This window comes from Pseudomonas sp. GW821-FHT11G12, from assembly GCF_058808055.1.
The window spans coordinates 370,552-385,562 of the sequence record NZ_JBXARH010000004.1; the positions used below are offsets into that span (position 1 = coordinate 370,552).

The 15,011-nt window shown below is 61.3% G+C and carries 16 protein-coding genes; 7 read left to right on the forward strand and 9 right to left on the reverse strand.

Annotated elements, in window-relative coordinates; genetic code table 11:
• Window positions 1–5 precede the first annotated feature (5 nt).
• Complete coding sequence (locus AC1RR7_RS15695; RefSeq protein ID WP_493157942.1) at window positions 6–677, forward strand: class I SAM-dependent methyltransferase; 672 nt, start codon at window positions 6–8, stop codon at window positions 675–677.
• Window positions 678–681: 4 nt separating this feature from the next.
• Here AC1RR7_RS15695 and AC1RR7_RS15700 read toward each other — a convergent pair whose 3' ends face one another.
• The 3 genes from AC1RR7_RS15700 to AC1RR7_RS15710 form a co-directional block, all read right to left on the reverse strand.
• Window positions 682–1,836, reverse strand: a complete 1,155-nt coding sequence (locus AC1RR7_RS15700; protein ID WP_493157943.1) for an NnrS family protein — start codon at window positions 1,834–1,836, stop codon at window positions 682–684.
• A gap of 1 nt (window position 1,837) precedes the next feature.
• A complete protein-coding gene (locus tag AC1RR7_RS15705; protein WP_493157944.1) occupies window positions 1,838–2,086 on the reverse strand; it encodes a transmembrane sensor/regulator PpyR in 249 nt (82 codons plus the stop codon).
• A 165-nt stretch (window positions 2,087–2,251) separates the two neighbouring features.
• Window positions 2,252–3,598 (reverse strand): FG-GAP repeat protein, encoded by a 1,347-nt coding sequence (locus AC1RR7_RS15710; protein WP_493157945.1) that lies wholly within the window; start codon window positions 3,596–3,598, stop codon window positions 2,252–2,254.
• Between the two features lie 148 nt (window positions 3,599–3,746).
• On the opposite strand from AC1RR7_RS15710, the gene AC1RR7_RS15715 reads away from it, so the two are divergent.
• Together AC1RR7_RS15715 and AC1RR7_RS15720 are read left to right on the forward strand one after the other, a co-directional pair.
• Window positions 3,747–4,250, forward strand: coding sequence for a VOC family protein (locus AC1RR7_RS15715; RefSeq protein WP_493157946.1), 504 nt, complete (start codon window positions 3,747–3,749; stop codon window positions 4,248–4,250).
• A gap of 35 nt (window positions 4,251–4,285) precedes the next feature.
• Window positions 4,286–5,119: an AraC family ligand binding domain-containing protein gene (locus AC1RR7_RS15720; protein ID WP_493157947.1), complete on the forward strand. Its 834-nt coding sequence runs from the start codon at window positions 4,286–4,288 to the stop codon at window positions 5,117–5,119.
• 38 nt (window positions 5,120–5,157) lie between these two features.
• Here the strand turns inward: AC1RR7_RS15720 and AC1RR7_RS15725 are convergent, their stop codons facing one another.
• The 3 genes from AC1RR7_RS15725 to AC1RR7_RS15735 all read right to left on the reverse strand — a co-directional run bounded on the left by AC1RR7_RS15725 (window position 5,158) and on the right by AC1RR7_RS15735 (window position 7,947).
• Window positions 5,158–6,447 (reverse strand): YncE family protein, encoded by a 1,290-nt coding sequence (locus AC1RR7_RS15725; RefSeq protein ID WP_493157948.1) that lies wholly within the window; start codon window positions 6,445–6,447, stop codon window positions 5,158–5,160.
• A gap of 185 nt (window positions 6,448–6,632) precedes the next feature.
• Entirely contained in the window at window positions 6,633–7,004 is a 372-nt protein-coding gene (locus AC1RR7_RS15730; RefSeq protein ID WP_493157949.1) for a DUF6124 family protein, read from the reverse strand.
• Window positions 7,005–7,359: 355 nt separating this feature from the next.
• The gene (locus tag AC1RR7_RS15735) at window positions 7,360–7,947 is read right to left on the reverse strand and encodes a LysE family translocator (RefSeq protein WP_096820512.1); all 588 of its coding nucleotides are present in this window, start codon (window positions 7,945–7,947) and stop codon (window positions 7,360–7,362) included.
• A gap of 142 nt (window positions 7,948–8,089) precedes the next feature.
• Between AC1RR7_RS15735 and AC1RR7_RS15740 the strand changes: the two genes are divergently transcribed.
• The gene (locus AC1RR7_RS15740) at window positions 8,090–8,875 is read left to right on the forward strand and encodes a type 1 glutamine amidotransferase domain-containing protein (RefSeq protein WP_493157950.1); all 786 of its coding nucleotides are present in this window, start codon (window positions 8,090–8,092) and stop codon (window positions 8,873–8,875) included.
• Here AC1RR7_RS15740 and AC1RR7_RS15745 read toward each other — a convergent pair.
• On the reverse strand, window positions 8,853–11,090 hold the full coding sequence (locus AC1RR7_RS15745) for an ATP-binding protein (protein ID WP_493157951.1): 2,238 nt from the start codon (window positions 11,088–11,090) through the stop codon (window positions 8,853–8,855). The genes AC1RR7_RS15740 and AC1RR7_RS15745 overlap by 23 nt on opposite strands.
• Window positions 11,087–11,692 carry a biliverdin-producing heme oxygenase gene (locus AC1RR7_RS15750; protein ID WP_493066120.1) on the reverse strand — a complete coding sequence of 202 codons (606 nt, stop codon included), beginning with the start codon at window positions 11,690–11,692 and terminating at the stop codon, window positions 11,087–11,089. The genes AC1RR7_RS15745 and AC1RR7_RS15750 overlap by 4 nt, the downstream gene beginning before the upstream one ends.
• A 273-nt stretch (window positions 11,693–11,965) precedes the next feature.
• On the opposite strand from AC1RR7_RS15750, the gene AC1RR7_RS15755 reads away from it, so the two are divergent.
• Entirely contained in the window at window positions 11,966–12,586 is a 621-nt protein-coding gene (locus AC1RR7_RS15755; protein WP_192560445.1) for a LysE family translocator, read from the forward strand.
• Here AC1RR7_RS15755 and AC1RR7_RS15760 read toward each other — a convergent pair.
• Window positions 12,583–12,996 (reverse strand): VOC family protein, encoded by a 414-nt coding sequence (locus AC1RR7_RS15760; RefSeq protein WP_249490248.1) that lies wholly within the window; start codon window positions 12,994–12,996, stop codon window positions 12,583–12,585. The two genes, AC1RR7_RS15755 and AC1RR7_RS15760, sit on opposite strands and share 4 nt — an antisense overlap.
• A gap of 109 nt (window positions 12,997–13,105) precedes the next feature.
• On the opposite strand from AC1RR7_RS15760, the gene AC1RR7_RS15765 reads away from it, so the two are divergent.
• The gene (locus AC1RR7_RS15765; protein WP_273537213.1) at window positions 13,106–14,188 is read left to right on the forward strand and encodes a methylated-DNA--[protein]-cysteine S-methyltransferase; all 1,083 of its coding nucleotides are present in this window, start codon (window positions 13,106–13,108) and stop codon (window positions 14,186–14,188) included.
• A gap of 23 nt (window positions 14,189–14,211) precedes the next feature.
• Window positions 14,212–15,009: an isocitrate lyase/PEP mutase family protein gene (locus tag AC1RR7_RS15770; protein WP_273537212.1), complete on the forward strand. Its 798-nt coding sequence runs from the start codon at window positions 14,212–14,214 to the stop codon at window positions 15,007–15,009.
• The last annotated feature ends 2 nt before the right edge of the window (window positions 15,010–15,011 follow it).

Below are 15,011 nucleotides of genomic sequence, written 5' to 3' on the forward strand. Positions count from 1 at the left end.
TCGCCATGTCCACGCCTGAATCCACCCTCCTCCAGAGCTGGCACCACAACGCCCGGGCCTGGACCGAAGCCGTACGCAGCGGCGCTATCGAGAGCCGTCGGCAGGTCACCGATCAGGCCATTCTGCTGGCAATCATGGGGCGCCAACCCGAGCGCGTGCTCGATCTGGGATGCGGCGAAGGCTGGCTGTTGCGGGCGCTGGTGGAGCGCGGGATTGAAGCGGTCGGCGTGGACGGTGATGCGACGCTGATCGAGGCTGCGCAAGCGGCAGGATCTTCACCGGTACAGGTCGCCAGCTATGAAGATTTGGTAGAAACGAAAGTCGACATCGGCCGCGACTACGACCTGATCTGCGCCAACTTTTCCCTGCTGCATCAGGACATCATCCCGCTGCTCGCCGCCATGAACACCCTGCTCGTGCCCGGCGGTGCGCTGGTGATCCAGACGCTGCATCCGTGGTCGGTGGCAGCGGGTGATTATCAGGATGGCTGGCGGGAGGAAACCTTCGATGGATTCAAGGGCCAATGGCGACCGATGCCGTGGTATTTCCGCACCTTGTCCAGTTGGCTGAATGCGCTGGACATGGCCGGATTTCAGTTGAGCAGTCTGCGCGAGCCACAACATCCGCAAAGCCCTGTGCCACAGTCGTTGTTGATGATAGCCGAGCGCCGCGGATGAAACGCTACAGCCTTGGCTTGAGCAGAATCCCGGTGTAATGCCGTAAGAACAGAATAAAAGCCGCACACCAGAGCACCACAGACAAGCCGAGGCCAAGACTCGAAAACGGCACCAGCAACACCCGACAACCCGCCGCGATCAGCACCAGCGCAAAACCCAGCACCACGGCTTTCGGTGGCTGCAACAACCGGCCAGTGTGACCGAGGCTGACCCGCGCAATCATCGCCAGAATCAACCCGCCCACGCCGCCGACCGCCAGTGCATGGGTCGCCAGGCTTTGCTGGCCAAGCAGCCCCAGATGCCACGCCGCCATGGCCCAGGTTGCCAATGCCATCCAGCCGTAAGCCAGGTACAACGACCAGAGCAGCGGCACGCGCCAGATCCCGCGATCATGCCAGCGGATCAGCCGCAGTATTTGCAAACTGCCGGTGAGCGCAAACAGTGCTGCCAGCCACGGCCGGGGCACATCGTTAAGACCCGCCGCAAACGTGATCGCCGTCAGCAGACTGCCAATCAACAGCAACCGCGTGGGCAACGGATGGGCGGCCGGCGCCGGCGGACGGTTCAGGCCTCGCTGGATGAAGAACGGAATCACCCGTCCGCCGATCACAGTCATCAGCGCCGCAATCAGCCACAACGCGCCCAGCACGCCTTGGCGCTGCAAACCGGTGTCATCGTTGAACAGGCCAATCAAGGTCAGTGCCTGACAACCCGCCATCAGCGCGAGCACCAGCACAATCGGGTAGTTGTCGCGTTTGCGCGCGGCGATCAGATCCCGCGCCAGCATCACCGCCTGCAGCGGCAGAAACCCCCATTGCAGCGCAAGGATCATCCCTGTCGGCAACGGCAGCCACCAGGCCACTCGCCCGAGCAGCCAGACCGACACCAAAGCGATCAACGCCCCGCCGCGCACGCCGGGAGTCCCGGTCCAGTTGGGCACCGCCGTCAGCAGAAACCCGGCAACGATTGCGGCCGCGAAACCGAACGGCATCTCATGCCGATGCCAGGCGAGCATGCCGCTTGCCGGTTGCAGATCGAACCAGTGGCCGTAAAGCCACAGACCCCAGATCAGCACCGCCAGAGCGGCGAATCCGGCCCCGGCCAGAAACAGCGGCCGAAAGCCCAGGCTGAACACTGGCGCCGCCGCGAGTCTGCGCATCTCAGGCCACCGCCAGGGCTGGGGACCGGCCCAACCGATACTGCGACAGCAGGCGCATCACATAGCCAATCTTGATCAGCGTCGGGCCGACGATGGTCATGGCATGCATCCCCACCAGCAACGCAATTGGCATAGGGCCCTGATACAGATAAGCGCTGTAGATTCCGGCCAGCAACATGACCAGGCCGGCAACGAGCACTTTGCTCGACAGGTGCAGAACGTTCAGCGGATTCTCGAAGACAGTGAACATGTTTCGTACTCCTGAGCGGATCAGTTTGTACGATTGATATATCAACTCTTGTGCCAGCTTTTTTATCGTTATAAATCAGCTAGATAATCCATAAGAAGTCAATATGACTCGACCATAAAAGAGTCATATTGACTTCAATATTTGTCATAAAGACAACAATCGCCTTCAGGGTTGCTTTGCATAAGCCCCTCTGAAATCAGAGAACTCACCGGCACCCTCCACTTGCACCGCTCCGTCGAGCAGTCGCAAACGATAGAGCGGCTCGGCGATCTGATCCTGACCAATCACCAGATTGCCCGCCTGCAACGGCCACTGCCGGTTCTCCTGACGGGGTGGTTTGCCCGGTTGCGTCACGGCCATCTGGATCAACGCCTGCTCACCCGCGCCCTTCTCGGTGGCCGGCACGATTTTGATCGTCAGCCACGCCGATCGCTCATCCGACGCCATCATCACGTAACGTCCTTCACGCTGTTCGCCCGCGGGCGTCTGAAACTTTTGCGGTGCAACCCGGAACGCCGTCGGTCGCGCTTCGAAGATCAGAGACTTGTCGCCGTCGTGCCATGTTCCGCCCTGAAAGCCGTGCTCATCAGGCTCACCTGCCACGTACCAGTCGCCGGTGACACGGCCCTGGGCATCCAGCTCATGCAGCAACACGGCTCCGTCATCGTAGGTCTCGCCCACCAGCCGGATCGGTTGGCCATTTCCCGTTTTCGTGTAACGAACCTCGCCAATGTAGACGCCACCCAGCATCTGCCACCACAGCTCGAATGCGATCTTGCCGTCAAGCTTGCCCCGCAGCATCACCGGCGCTTCACCTACTGGCCCTTCAAGGCGACGCTGCTCCAGCCATTTGCCGTCCTTCAATTCCCGCTGCGTGACGTCGGTGTAACCCGCCGGCATCAGCGGGCTGCCTTCGGACGGCCGCTGTGCCACCTCGATGGTTTCGGTCACCTTGACCGGCGAATTGCTCTGCACCTGCCAGGTACGGCTCTGGCGCCAGCAGCAACCGCTTTTCGCGTGAGTGACCAGCCGGCGAGCGGCGGCATCGACTTCGAACAATCCCAGATACGGTTCGCGAGTCAGCGCCGACAATGCCTTGTTCGGCACCAGCACCGGGCTCGAGGGATCAAACAGATAGACGTCGTAGGACGCCGCGCCGTAGCCACCGTCGTTACCGTTGCGGATCGCCAGATCCTGGTGTCCATCGAAATTGAAGTCGCCAAACACCACCAGACGTTGCTCGTCGCATCGCAAGGCCTTGGCTGAATCGTTGGGCGGAACCAGGTCGACGGCATCTGCCGTGTCGATTCGTTGCAACACTTCGCCATTGGACTTGTCGCGCAGGATGACTTGCGCCGCCACCGGCTCGAAGTTCTGCGTCGGTGGATGCTCGATGGTCACATCGACGCTGTACCTGTTTGCCGGATCCGAGAGCTGACAGCTCAACGGTTCGGCACTGGCCGACGCGGCGGCAAACAGGCAGAAAAAAACCCATGTACGAGAGGCAACCATGATGCAGAGCGTCCTTGCGGCAAAATCGGGGCGGCAAGTCTAACGACAAACGTTTTTGGGCGCACTTGTCGATCTATGGCGCCTACGACCCGCTTCGGACTGACTACGCTATTAATCCAGCGTGTCTAACCTGCCGAGGATGACTGCCATGCAACGCTTTCAGAAGCTGACCCCGTGCCTGTGGTTCGACGATCAGGCCGAGGCGGCGGCCAAGTTCTACTGCTCGATCTTCGATCATTCGAAAATCACCGCCCTCACCCACTACAGCAAGGTCGGCCAGGAATTCCACGGCCGCCCGGAAGGCTCGGTGATGACCGTCAGTTTCGAACTCGACGGCCACACCTTCACCGGGCTCAATGGCGGGCCGGTGTTCAAATTCAATGAAGCGGTGTCGTTTCAAGTCAATTGCCAGACCCAGGAAGAGGTCGACCACTTCTGGGGCAACCTGTCTGCCGGCGGCCCAGTGGAAGCCCAACAGTGCGGCTGGCTCAAGGACAAGTTCGGCGTGTCGTGGCAGATCGTGCCGGTGGCCTTCATGCACATGATGACCGACGCCGACCAGACCAAGGCCCAACGGGCGATGCAAGCCATGTTCGGGATGAAAAAACTCGACATCGCCGAACTCGAACGAGCCTTCGCCGGCCAGAGCTAATACACTCGGGCACTGGCCTGCCGAGAACTCCAACGATGAAACACGCTGCCGCCAAGAACCCCGAACAAGCCCCGCGCTTCTGGCGCGACGACGCCCTGCCCTTCATCGAAGCGCGGGCCATCGCCGATGGGCGTGAGGTCTGCTACTCACGGCACTCCCACGCGCATTTTTCCATCGGCGCGATCACCGCCGGGCGCAGCACCTATGTGCATGAGCAGTCATCGTTCGAAGTGGCGGCCGGCACCGTGGTGCTGATGAACCCGGGGGACGTGCACGCGTGTAATCCGATCGACGATCAGCCGTGGTCGTACTTGATGTTGTATGTGGAAACGCCGTGGCTGACGGATTTGCAGCATCAGTTGGGCTTCTGCGCGGAACTTGAGTTTCGGCGATTTTCCGATACCCACTTGAATGATGCTCGCCTGTTTCGCGACTTGAATGCGCTGTACGCGATATTGGTCGACGAGCAGCAAGACGTGCTGCGCAAACAAAGCGCAGCGGTGGAGTTCTTCAGCGACCTGCAACTGCGCCTGAACCCGATTGAACCACCGCTTCGCGAACCGAACTTCAAACTCGAACGCGCCGCCGACTTCATCCGCCAGCACTGCACCGACCTGCTCAGCCTCGACGACATCTGCGTCGCTGCCGAGCTGTCACCGTCGTACCTGATTCGCGCCTTCAAACTGCACTTCGGCATGACACCCCATGCGTTTTTGGTTAACCAGCGCATCCAGTTCGCTCGCGAGTGTTTGCGACGCGGGCAATTGATTGCGGATGTGGCGCTGGAGGCCGGGTTTGCTGACCAGGCGCATTTTCAGCGAGCGTTCAAACAGCATCTGGCGGCGACGCCGGGGCAGTATCGGGGGTGAAAGCAAAAACGGCCCGAAGGCCGTTTTTTCTTGCCCGATCAGTAGGCATCCCCGGGAATCGGCGGCCGTGATGCGGCGCTCACACTCGCAGCAGCCAGCTGCTGTGCGGTGAATACGCTGAATCCCGATGGTCCTGGTAGCAGCGAGATGACCCACACCGTGTTGTCATAGACACACGTAACGAAGGCTCGTGAATCATCCGCGCTGATCGCAATTTCCAACGGCCCCTGTCCTACAGGAATCGTCGCGACGACCTGCCCTGACGCCGTGTCGATAACGCTAACCGTATTGGTCGCACTGTCGCAGCAATACGCTTGGGTGCCTGCATGGTTCAGCACAATCCCTCTAGGACCACCAATGACTCGAATCGCCCTGACTTGCGTCCATGTCTGGGTACTGAACTGCACAACAAACCCTTCACCGTTATTGTTGCCACCACAGACATAGATGCTATTGCCGTCCGGGCTGACCGCAACCCCATAAGCAGCCACGGGCATGGGCACGGTCCTGACAACCGACAATGTCAGCGTATCAATGACCGAAATGGACCAGCCAGGGCCGTTGCCGAAGTTGGCAACGTAAACCCACCTGCCGTCAGGAGAAATGTCGATGCCCCTTGGATACGGGCCCACCGGAATGACCTTGATGGGCACCAGGTTAAGCAGATCAACAACCACCACCGTGTTGGTTTGCCAGGTAGAGACATAAGCACGATAGCCGTCTTTACTCAGCACCACACCGATGGGATGCCCGGCAGCGGGAATGCTGCGCAGTACCGTTGAACTGGCGGTATCAATGACCAACAACGCATTATTCCCACTGCACGTGAATGCACGGGTCGCGTCTTGATTGAGCGCTATTTCCCACGAGACAGTTTGCTCTTTAATGGGGATCAGGTTGGTCAGGGTCGAAGTGGCGGTATCGATGACCTGAACCATTCCTGCGCCGGTGACGTAAACCTTCGTACCATCCGCACTAATGGTCAGACCGGTCACTACAGGGCTTAGCGCGATAGGCCCCAGTGGCCCACCGGTCGAGGCTACTGTCAGCCTCCACACGTCCGTCGCCGGCAAGCTCGGGTTTTCCCGCAACTCGAGATTGTGCGGCCCGGGAGCCAGATTGAGAATCTGATCATCGAACACGCCGTAGAAGTCATACGTTTTACCCGTACTCACGGGCACACCATTGTCGGTGATCACATAAGGCCCGAGAGACGGGCCGTCTTTTGCACCGATCCGGACCCCGGCAGCAGGTGCATTACCGGGATTCTGAATGGGGGTTCCACCCAGCGTCGTGCAATAGGTGAACTTGGGAATCAAGGTACTCATGGACAACGCTCCTTCGCTGATTCAGCGGCAATCACTGCAAGTTGCAGCGGGAATACACCATCCAGCGCCAAACGGTCGGAGCGTCGCTACTGTCAACTCTGACAGTAGCGACGAGTGGTCATGATTGATTCACACCCGTTTTCTACATGGAAAAACGGCCCGCAGGCCGTTCTTTTTTTAGCGGATCAAACTGCCGAATCCGCCGTCACCTCCAGATTATCCAGCACCCGGTTCACCGCCAGTTCCGCCAGCATGATCAGCTGCCCGATGCCCAACAGCACATGCCGCTGCGGCGCCTCGATCATCCCGGCAAAATCGCTGGCCATGGTTTTGGCCGAGGTCAGGGTTTCGCAGGCGTCGGCCAGTAGTTCTTCGTTCGCGATGCCGGGGGCGATGAGGTAGCGGGTGTTGGGTTTGAGCAGCGGTTTTCTGGGGTGGAACGGATTGAGGTAATGATCGAGGGCGCGGTCGGCGGCTTCGTGGAATTTCTTGGAGTCGAGGGTTTCGTAGGGCGAGGTCGGGTCGGTTTCAGGCGGGTTTGGCGTTGGTTTGATCATGGTGAAGCTCCTTGATAGGCGGAGCTGCAACCGTTCGCGGTCAATCGAAACAGGTGGCAGCTGTACGCGGGTTGACCGACCGGGAATCAAGGAACCCGGCATACCCGAAGGTATCCCGCGCACAACCGCCATAAAACGAACAGCCATGAAAGCTGAACGAAAACGGCACGCTGGCGCCTTGATTGAGTCGGACGGTCAAGTCCGGTCGCTGATTCGTCAGCGACCGACACACGATAAAACCCGGCCCCAAGGCCCACAAGCCGGCGGATTCTGGCGGATGCGTAGGCAATGGCGCAAGGTGTTGTGGCTTGCCGGACGCATCCTTAAACACCTTTAAACCCAGCGCCTGCCACGCTTACGGCAGCAACAGATACCCCGCACTCACCGCCAGCAGCAAAGCCATCACCCGGTTGAACAAACGCATCCCCGCCGGGTTGCCCAGATAGCCGCGCAGAAACGTCCCGGCATACACCCAGCAACCCACCGACAGATAACAGATCACCAGATACACCGCTGCAAACTGCCACACCAGCCGCGCCTCGCCATCAGCGACAAACGCGCCCATCCCCGCCACGCAGGCCAGCCACGCCTTGGGATTGAGCCATTGCATCACCGCGCCGTAGAGCATCGACGGCGCCCTGCCCGATTCTCCCGTATTCAACTGACCGTTATCGGTGGCCAGTTTCCAGGCCATGAACAACAGAAACGCCACCCCGGCCAGTTGCACCACGCGGGTCAGCGACGGCCACAGCGTAAGCACTTCATGCAATCCCAGCCCCATCAACACCAGCAACAACACAAACCCCAGCGTCGCCCCCGCCACATGCCGTTGGCTGGCACGAAAACCGAACTGCGCACCCGAACTCAACGCCACGATATTCACCGGCCCCGGGGTAATGGACGCGACCAGGGCAAACGCCGCCATCGACACAATCAGACTCATCGCACACCTGCTTCAGATCGAGGAACAAGGCGCCCACAGTAGCCAGCACACGACTCAGCGGTATTGAACGAAATTACCCCCGCGTCCGTAGACCCACTACGCTGTAGCTCTGCGACCACTCTCGACTGGAAGTCTGCCCTCGATGATTCTGATTCTGCTGCCCGCCGCCGATTACGACCCCACCGAAAGCAGCGTGCCCTGGCAGGCATTGCGCAACGCGGGCATCGAGGTGCGTTTTGCCACGCCGCAAGGCTTGCCCGCCCACGCCGACCCGCGACTGGTGGACATCGGGTTCGGTCTGCTGAGTTCGATGCTGATGACGCGCAAGGCCGACCTCGACAGTTATACGCAGATGATCGAATCCGAAGCGTTTCGCCAGCCGCTGGCGTATGCCGATGTCGACACGACCCGGTTCGACGGTTTATTGATTCCCGGCGGTCATGCCAAGGGGATGCGCACGCTGCTGGAATCCAAGCACGCCCAGCAGATCGCCCTGCAATTTTTCAAGGCTGAAAAACCCGTGGCAGCGGTGTGTCATGGCGTGTTGCTGCTGGCCCGGACGCTCGACCCCGAAACCGGGCGCTCGGTGTTGTTCGGGCGCAAGGTCACCGCGTTGCTCGCGGCAACCATGGAGCTGCCGGCGTGGCTGATGACCTCGTTCTGGCTGGGGCGCTACTACCGCACCTACAAGCAGACCGTCGAGGCAGAAGTGAAAACCGCACTGGCCAGCAAGGCCGATTTCATACGCGGCCCACTCATCGCCAAGCGAGACTGCGCGCAGTCACCCCACGCGGGATTTGTGGTGCGCGACGGCCGATTGCTGACGGCGCGCTGGCCCGGCGATTGCCATCGATTCGCCGCCGAATGGGTGGCCCTGTTGCAGGCCACCCGACGCGAGCCGGTACTCAGTCCAGACGTGGCACGGTGAAGCGGAATTCGCTGCCCTGCCCCGGCTCGCTCTCGGCAACAATCCGCCCGCCATGGGCCTCGACGATGCCCTGCGTGATGTACAGGCCCAGCCCGGTGCCGGTCGGGTTGCCTTCCTTCACCGTCCAGTAACGGTCGAACACGTGCGGCAAGTGATCCTTGGGAATGCCTTCGCCGCTGTCGCGCACCGTAAAGACGATGTCGTCGCCGACCGATTTGGCAAACACATCGACCGTGCCCAGGCGCGGGGTGAACTTGATCGCGTTGCCGACCAGATTCGACAGCACCTGAAACAGTCGCTCAGGATCGGCATGGATGCTCAGATCGGGATCGGCCTCGAACGAAATGCTGATGTCCTTGTCCAGCGCCAGTGGCGCGAGCAGTGATTGGGCTTCTTCGAACATCTGCGCAACGTCGAGTTTCTGCGGCGCGATGGTGTAGCGCCCGGCGTCGATTTTCGAGGTGTCGAGCAAGTCTTCCAGCAACGTGTTCATGCGCCCGGCGGCTTGTTGCATGGTGTCGATGGCGGTCGATATGCGTCGCGAAGTGTGCGGCCCGTCTGAGCTGAAAGCCTTCTGCATCATGCCGCACAGCATCGAGATCACGGTCATCGGGTTGCGCAGATCGTGGGAAACCACAGCGACAAGCTCATCACGGGCGCGCACCGCTTCCTGCTCGCGGCGCACCTGACGGGCCAGATCATTTTCCAGCGCCGAGCGACGCAGGTCGTTGGCAGCGAACAGATCGCCGTGGCTCCACTTGGTGGAAATCCCGGCCATCTCGACCTTCCAGATTTCGAACGAAGTACGCGGTCGCAGACGCAGGCCCGCGTCGGAGTTTTCCAGGTCCAGCGGCTTGCGCGGGTCACCGCTCCAGCTGATGTTCTCTTTGACTTCCGGGCGGAACCACAGCACCCCGTTGTCCACCGGCTTGGGCAGGCTCATGGCGAGCACACCGCTGGCGACCTGCTGATACTGCGCGGCCGGCGGATAGACGCTGGCCAGGTGATGACTGGCAAACACCGGCTCGCCGCGCTCCTGCAGCCACTTGTGCAGCGCACGAATCGCTTCCGGCTCCGGGCAGTTGCCGTAACGGTGCAATTGCTTGTCTTCGATGATCGCAATACCGCCGGCATTGGCCAGCGCCATCAGGACTTGTGGCTGGTTGGCCAGGCCATCGAAGACGTTCTGCGGCGAATCGATCATCGCTTGATTGAGCAACGCCAGCGCATCAACCTTTTCTTCGCGCTGACGGCTGACTTCCAGCGCTTCCATCGCGCTGATCTGTAGCGACAGCACCTGGCCGATGGTCTGGCAGGCCGTGCGCAACTCATGGGGTACGTGCAGCGGCTGACGGTTGCCGCAACTGATCAGGCCCCAGAGCCGGTCGCCCTTGAGCAGGGAAATGCTCATCGAGGACAGCACGCCCATGTTCTTCATGTACTGGCAGTGGATCGGCGACACGCTGCGCAGTGTGGCGAAGCTCAGGTCCAGCGGGGTCTGGGTGTCCGGGCGCAACTTGGGCAGCAGCGGCACCGGTTGGTAGTCGGCGTTCGGAATGATCCGCAGCCAGTTGGTGCGGTACAGCTCGCGGGCCTGCTCGGGGATGTCGGACGCGGGAAAGAATAATCCGTTGAAGACTTCCATCGACGGATCGGACGCTTCGGCGATGACCTGACCGTGCCCCTCCTCCTCGAAGCGATAGATCAGCACCCGGTCGTAACCGGTCATGGCCTGGATTTCCTTGACGCTGATGTCGTACAGCGCTTGCAGGCTCTGGGCCTTTTGCAGGCGCGCGAGCATCCGCCCCAGGTGGGTTTCGGTGCCGGCGACGTTGCGCGGCTGGAAGTTTTCGACGTGGATTTCCAGCTCCAGAATCAGCACGTCCTGATGCCGGTGCAACAAGCCTTCGAACGCCGTGCCATTAAGGCGAAAGTGCAGCGGCGGCGCGTCGGACAAGGCCGGTTGCTGCAAGGCTTCGCGAACCTGCGCGGCATGGGCATCGCCGATCAGGCTTTGCAGTGGCTGGCCAATCAGTTCTTGTGCCGGGCGCGCCAGCAAAGTCTCGACGTTGGCGCTGATCTGAATGATCGAAAGGTCCGGCTCGCTCAGGGTCAGCAGCAACCCGTGAGGCTGGATCGCGCCGGGAAAGCGGATCGGCTCGTCGGCGCAATTGGCCAGCAACTCTTCAAAGGCTTCTTTGTCTTGCGGGGTCATACCAGAACCTCCTGGCTTTCGAGCCAGCGCTCGAAACAGCTAAATGTGGTGTGGGCGGCCGTCACAACGGCTTCACGCTCGACGGCGTCCATCGAGCGACTGCCCAGGTATTCGATGAAGTCGCGCCAGCGCCGACCGGTGGCAGCGCCGTAGATGTCCAGAAACGCTGCGCCGTTGTCCGCGCCCAGGCCCAGTCGCGCGGCGATCTCCCGACGCAGGATCTGCCCGCCGAGGGTCGCGCCTTCCAGCACGTACAGCACGCCCAGGCACGCGGCGGCGGAATCGATGGCGGGCAACTGGCGGCAGAGCGAAAACTCTCCGCCGTTCGCGCCCAACGCTTGCAGATCGCGTTGCAGGGTCGGCGTCTTGAGGCGCGAAACCAGATCGAAATCGGCAGGGATCTCGCCGCTGTCCTGCAATGCACTTTCCAGTGGCTGATAGAAGCCGTAGTAGGCGCGCATCAGTCGCTCGAAGGCTTGCAGATCAAGGGTGTCGGTGAAGAAAGGAAGGCGTTTTTCCAGAGCAATGTGCAGTTCGGCCGTGCCGGCGCGCAGATCCTGCAACACCGGTGGTACATGAACCTCGCGGGCCTTTGCTTGCATGTAGGTCGCTCGTACAGTGGGCCGCCTGGGGCCATGGGGGAATGGAATAGCGTGGCGCGAAAGCTTACACGGCCAAGGCGTTTTCTGACCGGTTGATGGGTTTTTCTGCCGATTCCATCACCCTGTGACGAATTCAGAGTTGGCGGGGCGGCAGAAAGTTCGAACGGATTCGCGCCCGGCAATCGCTGTACCGCGACTCCGCAGCCTGACTGTACGGTTCCGGCCCGCCGCCAGCATGATAAAAATAGCCATCCCGCCACCGGAGCCCACGCCATGGATCTCGCCACCCTATCCCTGTTTCTGCCCGCCTGTTTCGCCTTGAACATGGCACCCGGCCCGAACAACCTGCTGTCGGTCAGCAACGCCACCCGTTACGGCTATCGTCGCGCCTGTGTGGCGGGTGTCGGTCGGTTGCTGGCGTTTGCCGGGATGATCGCCCTCGCGGCGGCGGGGCTGGCGGTGGTGCTGCAAACGTCTGAGTTGCTGTTCTATGGGATCAAGATTGTCGGCGCGGGGTATCTGTTGTATCTGGCGTGGCAGCTGTGGCGAGCGAATCCGGCTGCAGAAGACGCCGTTACTGCGCCGGCAAGTGGGCTTCTGGCCCTGGCACGTCAGGAATTCCTGGTGGCCGCAGGCAATCCCAAGGCAATCCTCATCTTCACCGCGTTCCTGCCGCAATTCGTCGACCCGAATCGCGCCATCACTCCGCAGTTCATGCTGCTGGGCGTGCTGTTCCTGCTGCTGGAATGGATCGCCATCAGCGCCTACGCCTACATGGGTCTGCACATGCGCCGCTGGTTCGCCGAGCCGCGCGGCAAACGAATCTTCAACCGTTGCTGCGCGGGGCTGTTGTCGGCGGCGGCTTCGGTGTTGCTGATGGCCAAACGGGCCTAAGCTTCGGACGGGCCTTTGAGCTCGACCTGATTGCCGTCCGGATCGAAGCAGTACAGCGACAGGCCGTAGCCCTCGGCGCCGAAACGGGTGGCGGCCTTGTCGACGGTCAGGCCGCAGGATTGCAGGTGGCTGACCAGCGCCGCTTCATCGAACGGCTCGATGCGCAGGCAGAAATGATCGACATTGCGCCGTTCGCTGCCGGCAGCGGCGCCGCCCTTGCGGCCGATTTCCCCGTCGAGGTCGACCAGATCGATCATCGACGTGCCGGCGCGCAGGTGTACCAGACCGAATTTTTCGTTGCGCTTGACCACTTCGGCACCGAAGACCCGGTCGTAGAAATCAATGCTGCGTTGCAGATCCGCAACGCGCAGCACGATGTGATCGATGTGTTGAATCGTGAACGGTGGCATACAGGCAATTCCCGAGTTGTAGCGACCCGATCACTGTAGTGCAGCCGCCCGAAAATTCATTGTCGATTTTTCGGTGGAGCCATCGAATAACTGGTTTTATCCTCGGCCCATGAACATACAGACCACTGCCCTGCCCCCTCACGCCGAAATGGTTCGCGCCATGCTCGCAAGCGACACTGCCTATGAAGGCGTGTTCTTCACGGCCGTGAAAACCACCGGGATCTTTTGCCGCCCGACCTGCACGGCGCGCAAGCCGAAACCGGAAAACGTCGAGTTCTTCGCCCACGCTGACGACTGCCTGTCCGCCGGTTACCGCGCCTGCTTGCGCTGCAAACCGCTGGACGCTGCAGCCATCGCCCCGGACTGGGTGCAACGGCTGTTGAAAGCCGTCGACGCCGATCCGGAGCTGCGCTGGAGCGATGCGCAATTGCTCGCCGAGGGCATCGAACCGCTGAAGCTGCGGCGCTGGTTCAAGCAGCATTTCGGCATGACCTTTCATGCGTGGCTGCGCACCCGCCGGCTCGGCATGGCGTTGGGCGGGATCAAGCAAGGCACGTCCATCGACCACGCGGCATTCGACTCCGGTTATGAATCCCTCAGCGGTTTTCGTGATGCGTTTCAGAAGTCATTCCACATCACACCAGGACGCGCGGCAGCCAGCGAACCGCTGCTGTTCACCCGCCTGACCACGCCGCTGGGGCCAATGATCGCCATGGCCGAGCGACGCGGGTTGGTGTTGCTGGAGTTTCTCGACCGCCCGGCGCTGACCCGCGAAGTCGAAGAATTGCAAAACCGCTACGGCTACGTGGTCGCGCCGGGACACAACGCCCATTTGCAGCAGATCGAAAACGAACTGGCGCTGTACTTCGCCGGCAAGCTGAGCGAGTTCAGCGTGCCGCTGCACCTGCCCGGCAGTGAGTTTGCCCGTCAGGTCTGGGCCGAACTGCGGCAAATCCCCTACGGCCACACCAGCACTTACGGCAGCATCGCCGCACGGCTGGGCAAACCCGGCGCCAGTCGCGCGGTGGGGCTCGCCAACGGGCACAATCGGCTGTCGATCGTGGTGCCGTGCCATCGGGTGATCGGTGCGGACGGCTCGCTGACCGGCTATGGTGGTGGGCAACCGCGCAAGGCGTTTCTGCTCAGGCTGGAAAACGCCGCTGTGCAGCTCACGCAACCGCTGGCTTTCTGACAAACCGACAAGAAGGGATCTTGATGAACGCGCTCGACACACAGTTTCACCAGTTGCACCACGATGGCCTGCTGATCCTGACCAACGTTGCCGACGCCACGGGCGCGCGACTGGTCGAGCAACTCGGCGGCAAGGCCGTCGCCACCAGCAGCGCCGCGGTGGCCTGGGCCCACGGTTACCCGGATGGCAACACCTTGCCGCTGGAGCGCTTGATCAGCACCGTGGAGTCGATTGCCCGTGTCATCAAGGTGCCGTTGAGTGTGGACATCGAGGCCGGTTACTCCGATGACCTCGACCGGGTCGCCGAAGTGATCGATGCGGTTGTCGCAGCGGGTGCGGTCGGGATCAATATCGAAGACGGCAACGGCACGCCGGAACTGCTGGCGCGCAAGATCGAAGTGGCACGACAAGTCGCCGACAAGCGCGATGTGAAGCTGTTTATCAATGCCCGCACCGATGTTTACCTCAAAAGTCTGGTGCCAGCCGAGGATCGCGTCGCCGAAACCCTGCACCGCGCGGCGCTGTATCAGGCAGCCGGGGCGGATGGACTGTTTGCCGCCGGGGTGACTTCCGCCTATGAAATCGAAGCCATCTGCAAAGGCACGACGTTGCCGGTCAACGTTCTCGGCTTCGCTTGCCTGCCCTCCCCCGAAGAGTTGGTCACCCTCGGCGTGCGCCGCTTGAGCGCGGGTTCCGGGATCGCCGAGTTCATGTACGGCGCCATGGGCTCACTGGTGAAAAGTTTCCTCGCCAGCGGCAAGCTCGATACCCATGACCTCAAGGCCTTCACCTACGGCGAAGTCAACGGTCTGCTGAAGTAAGC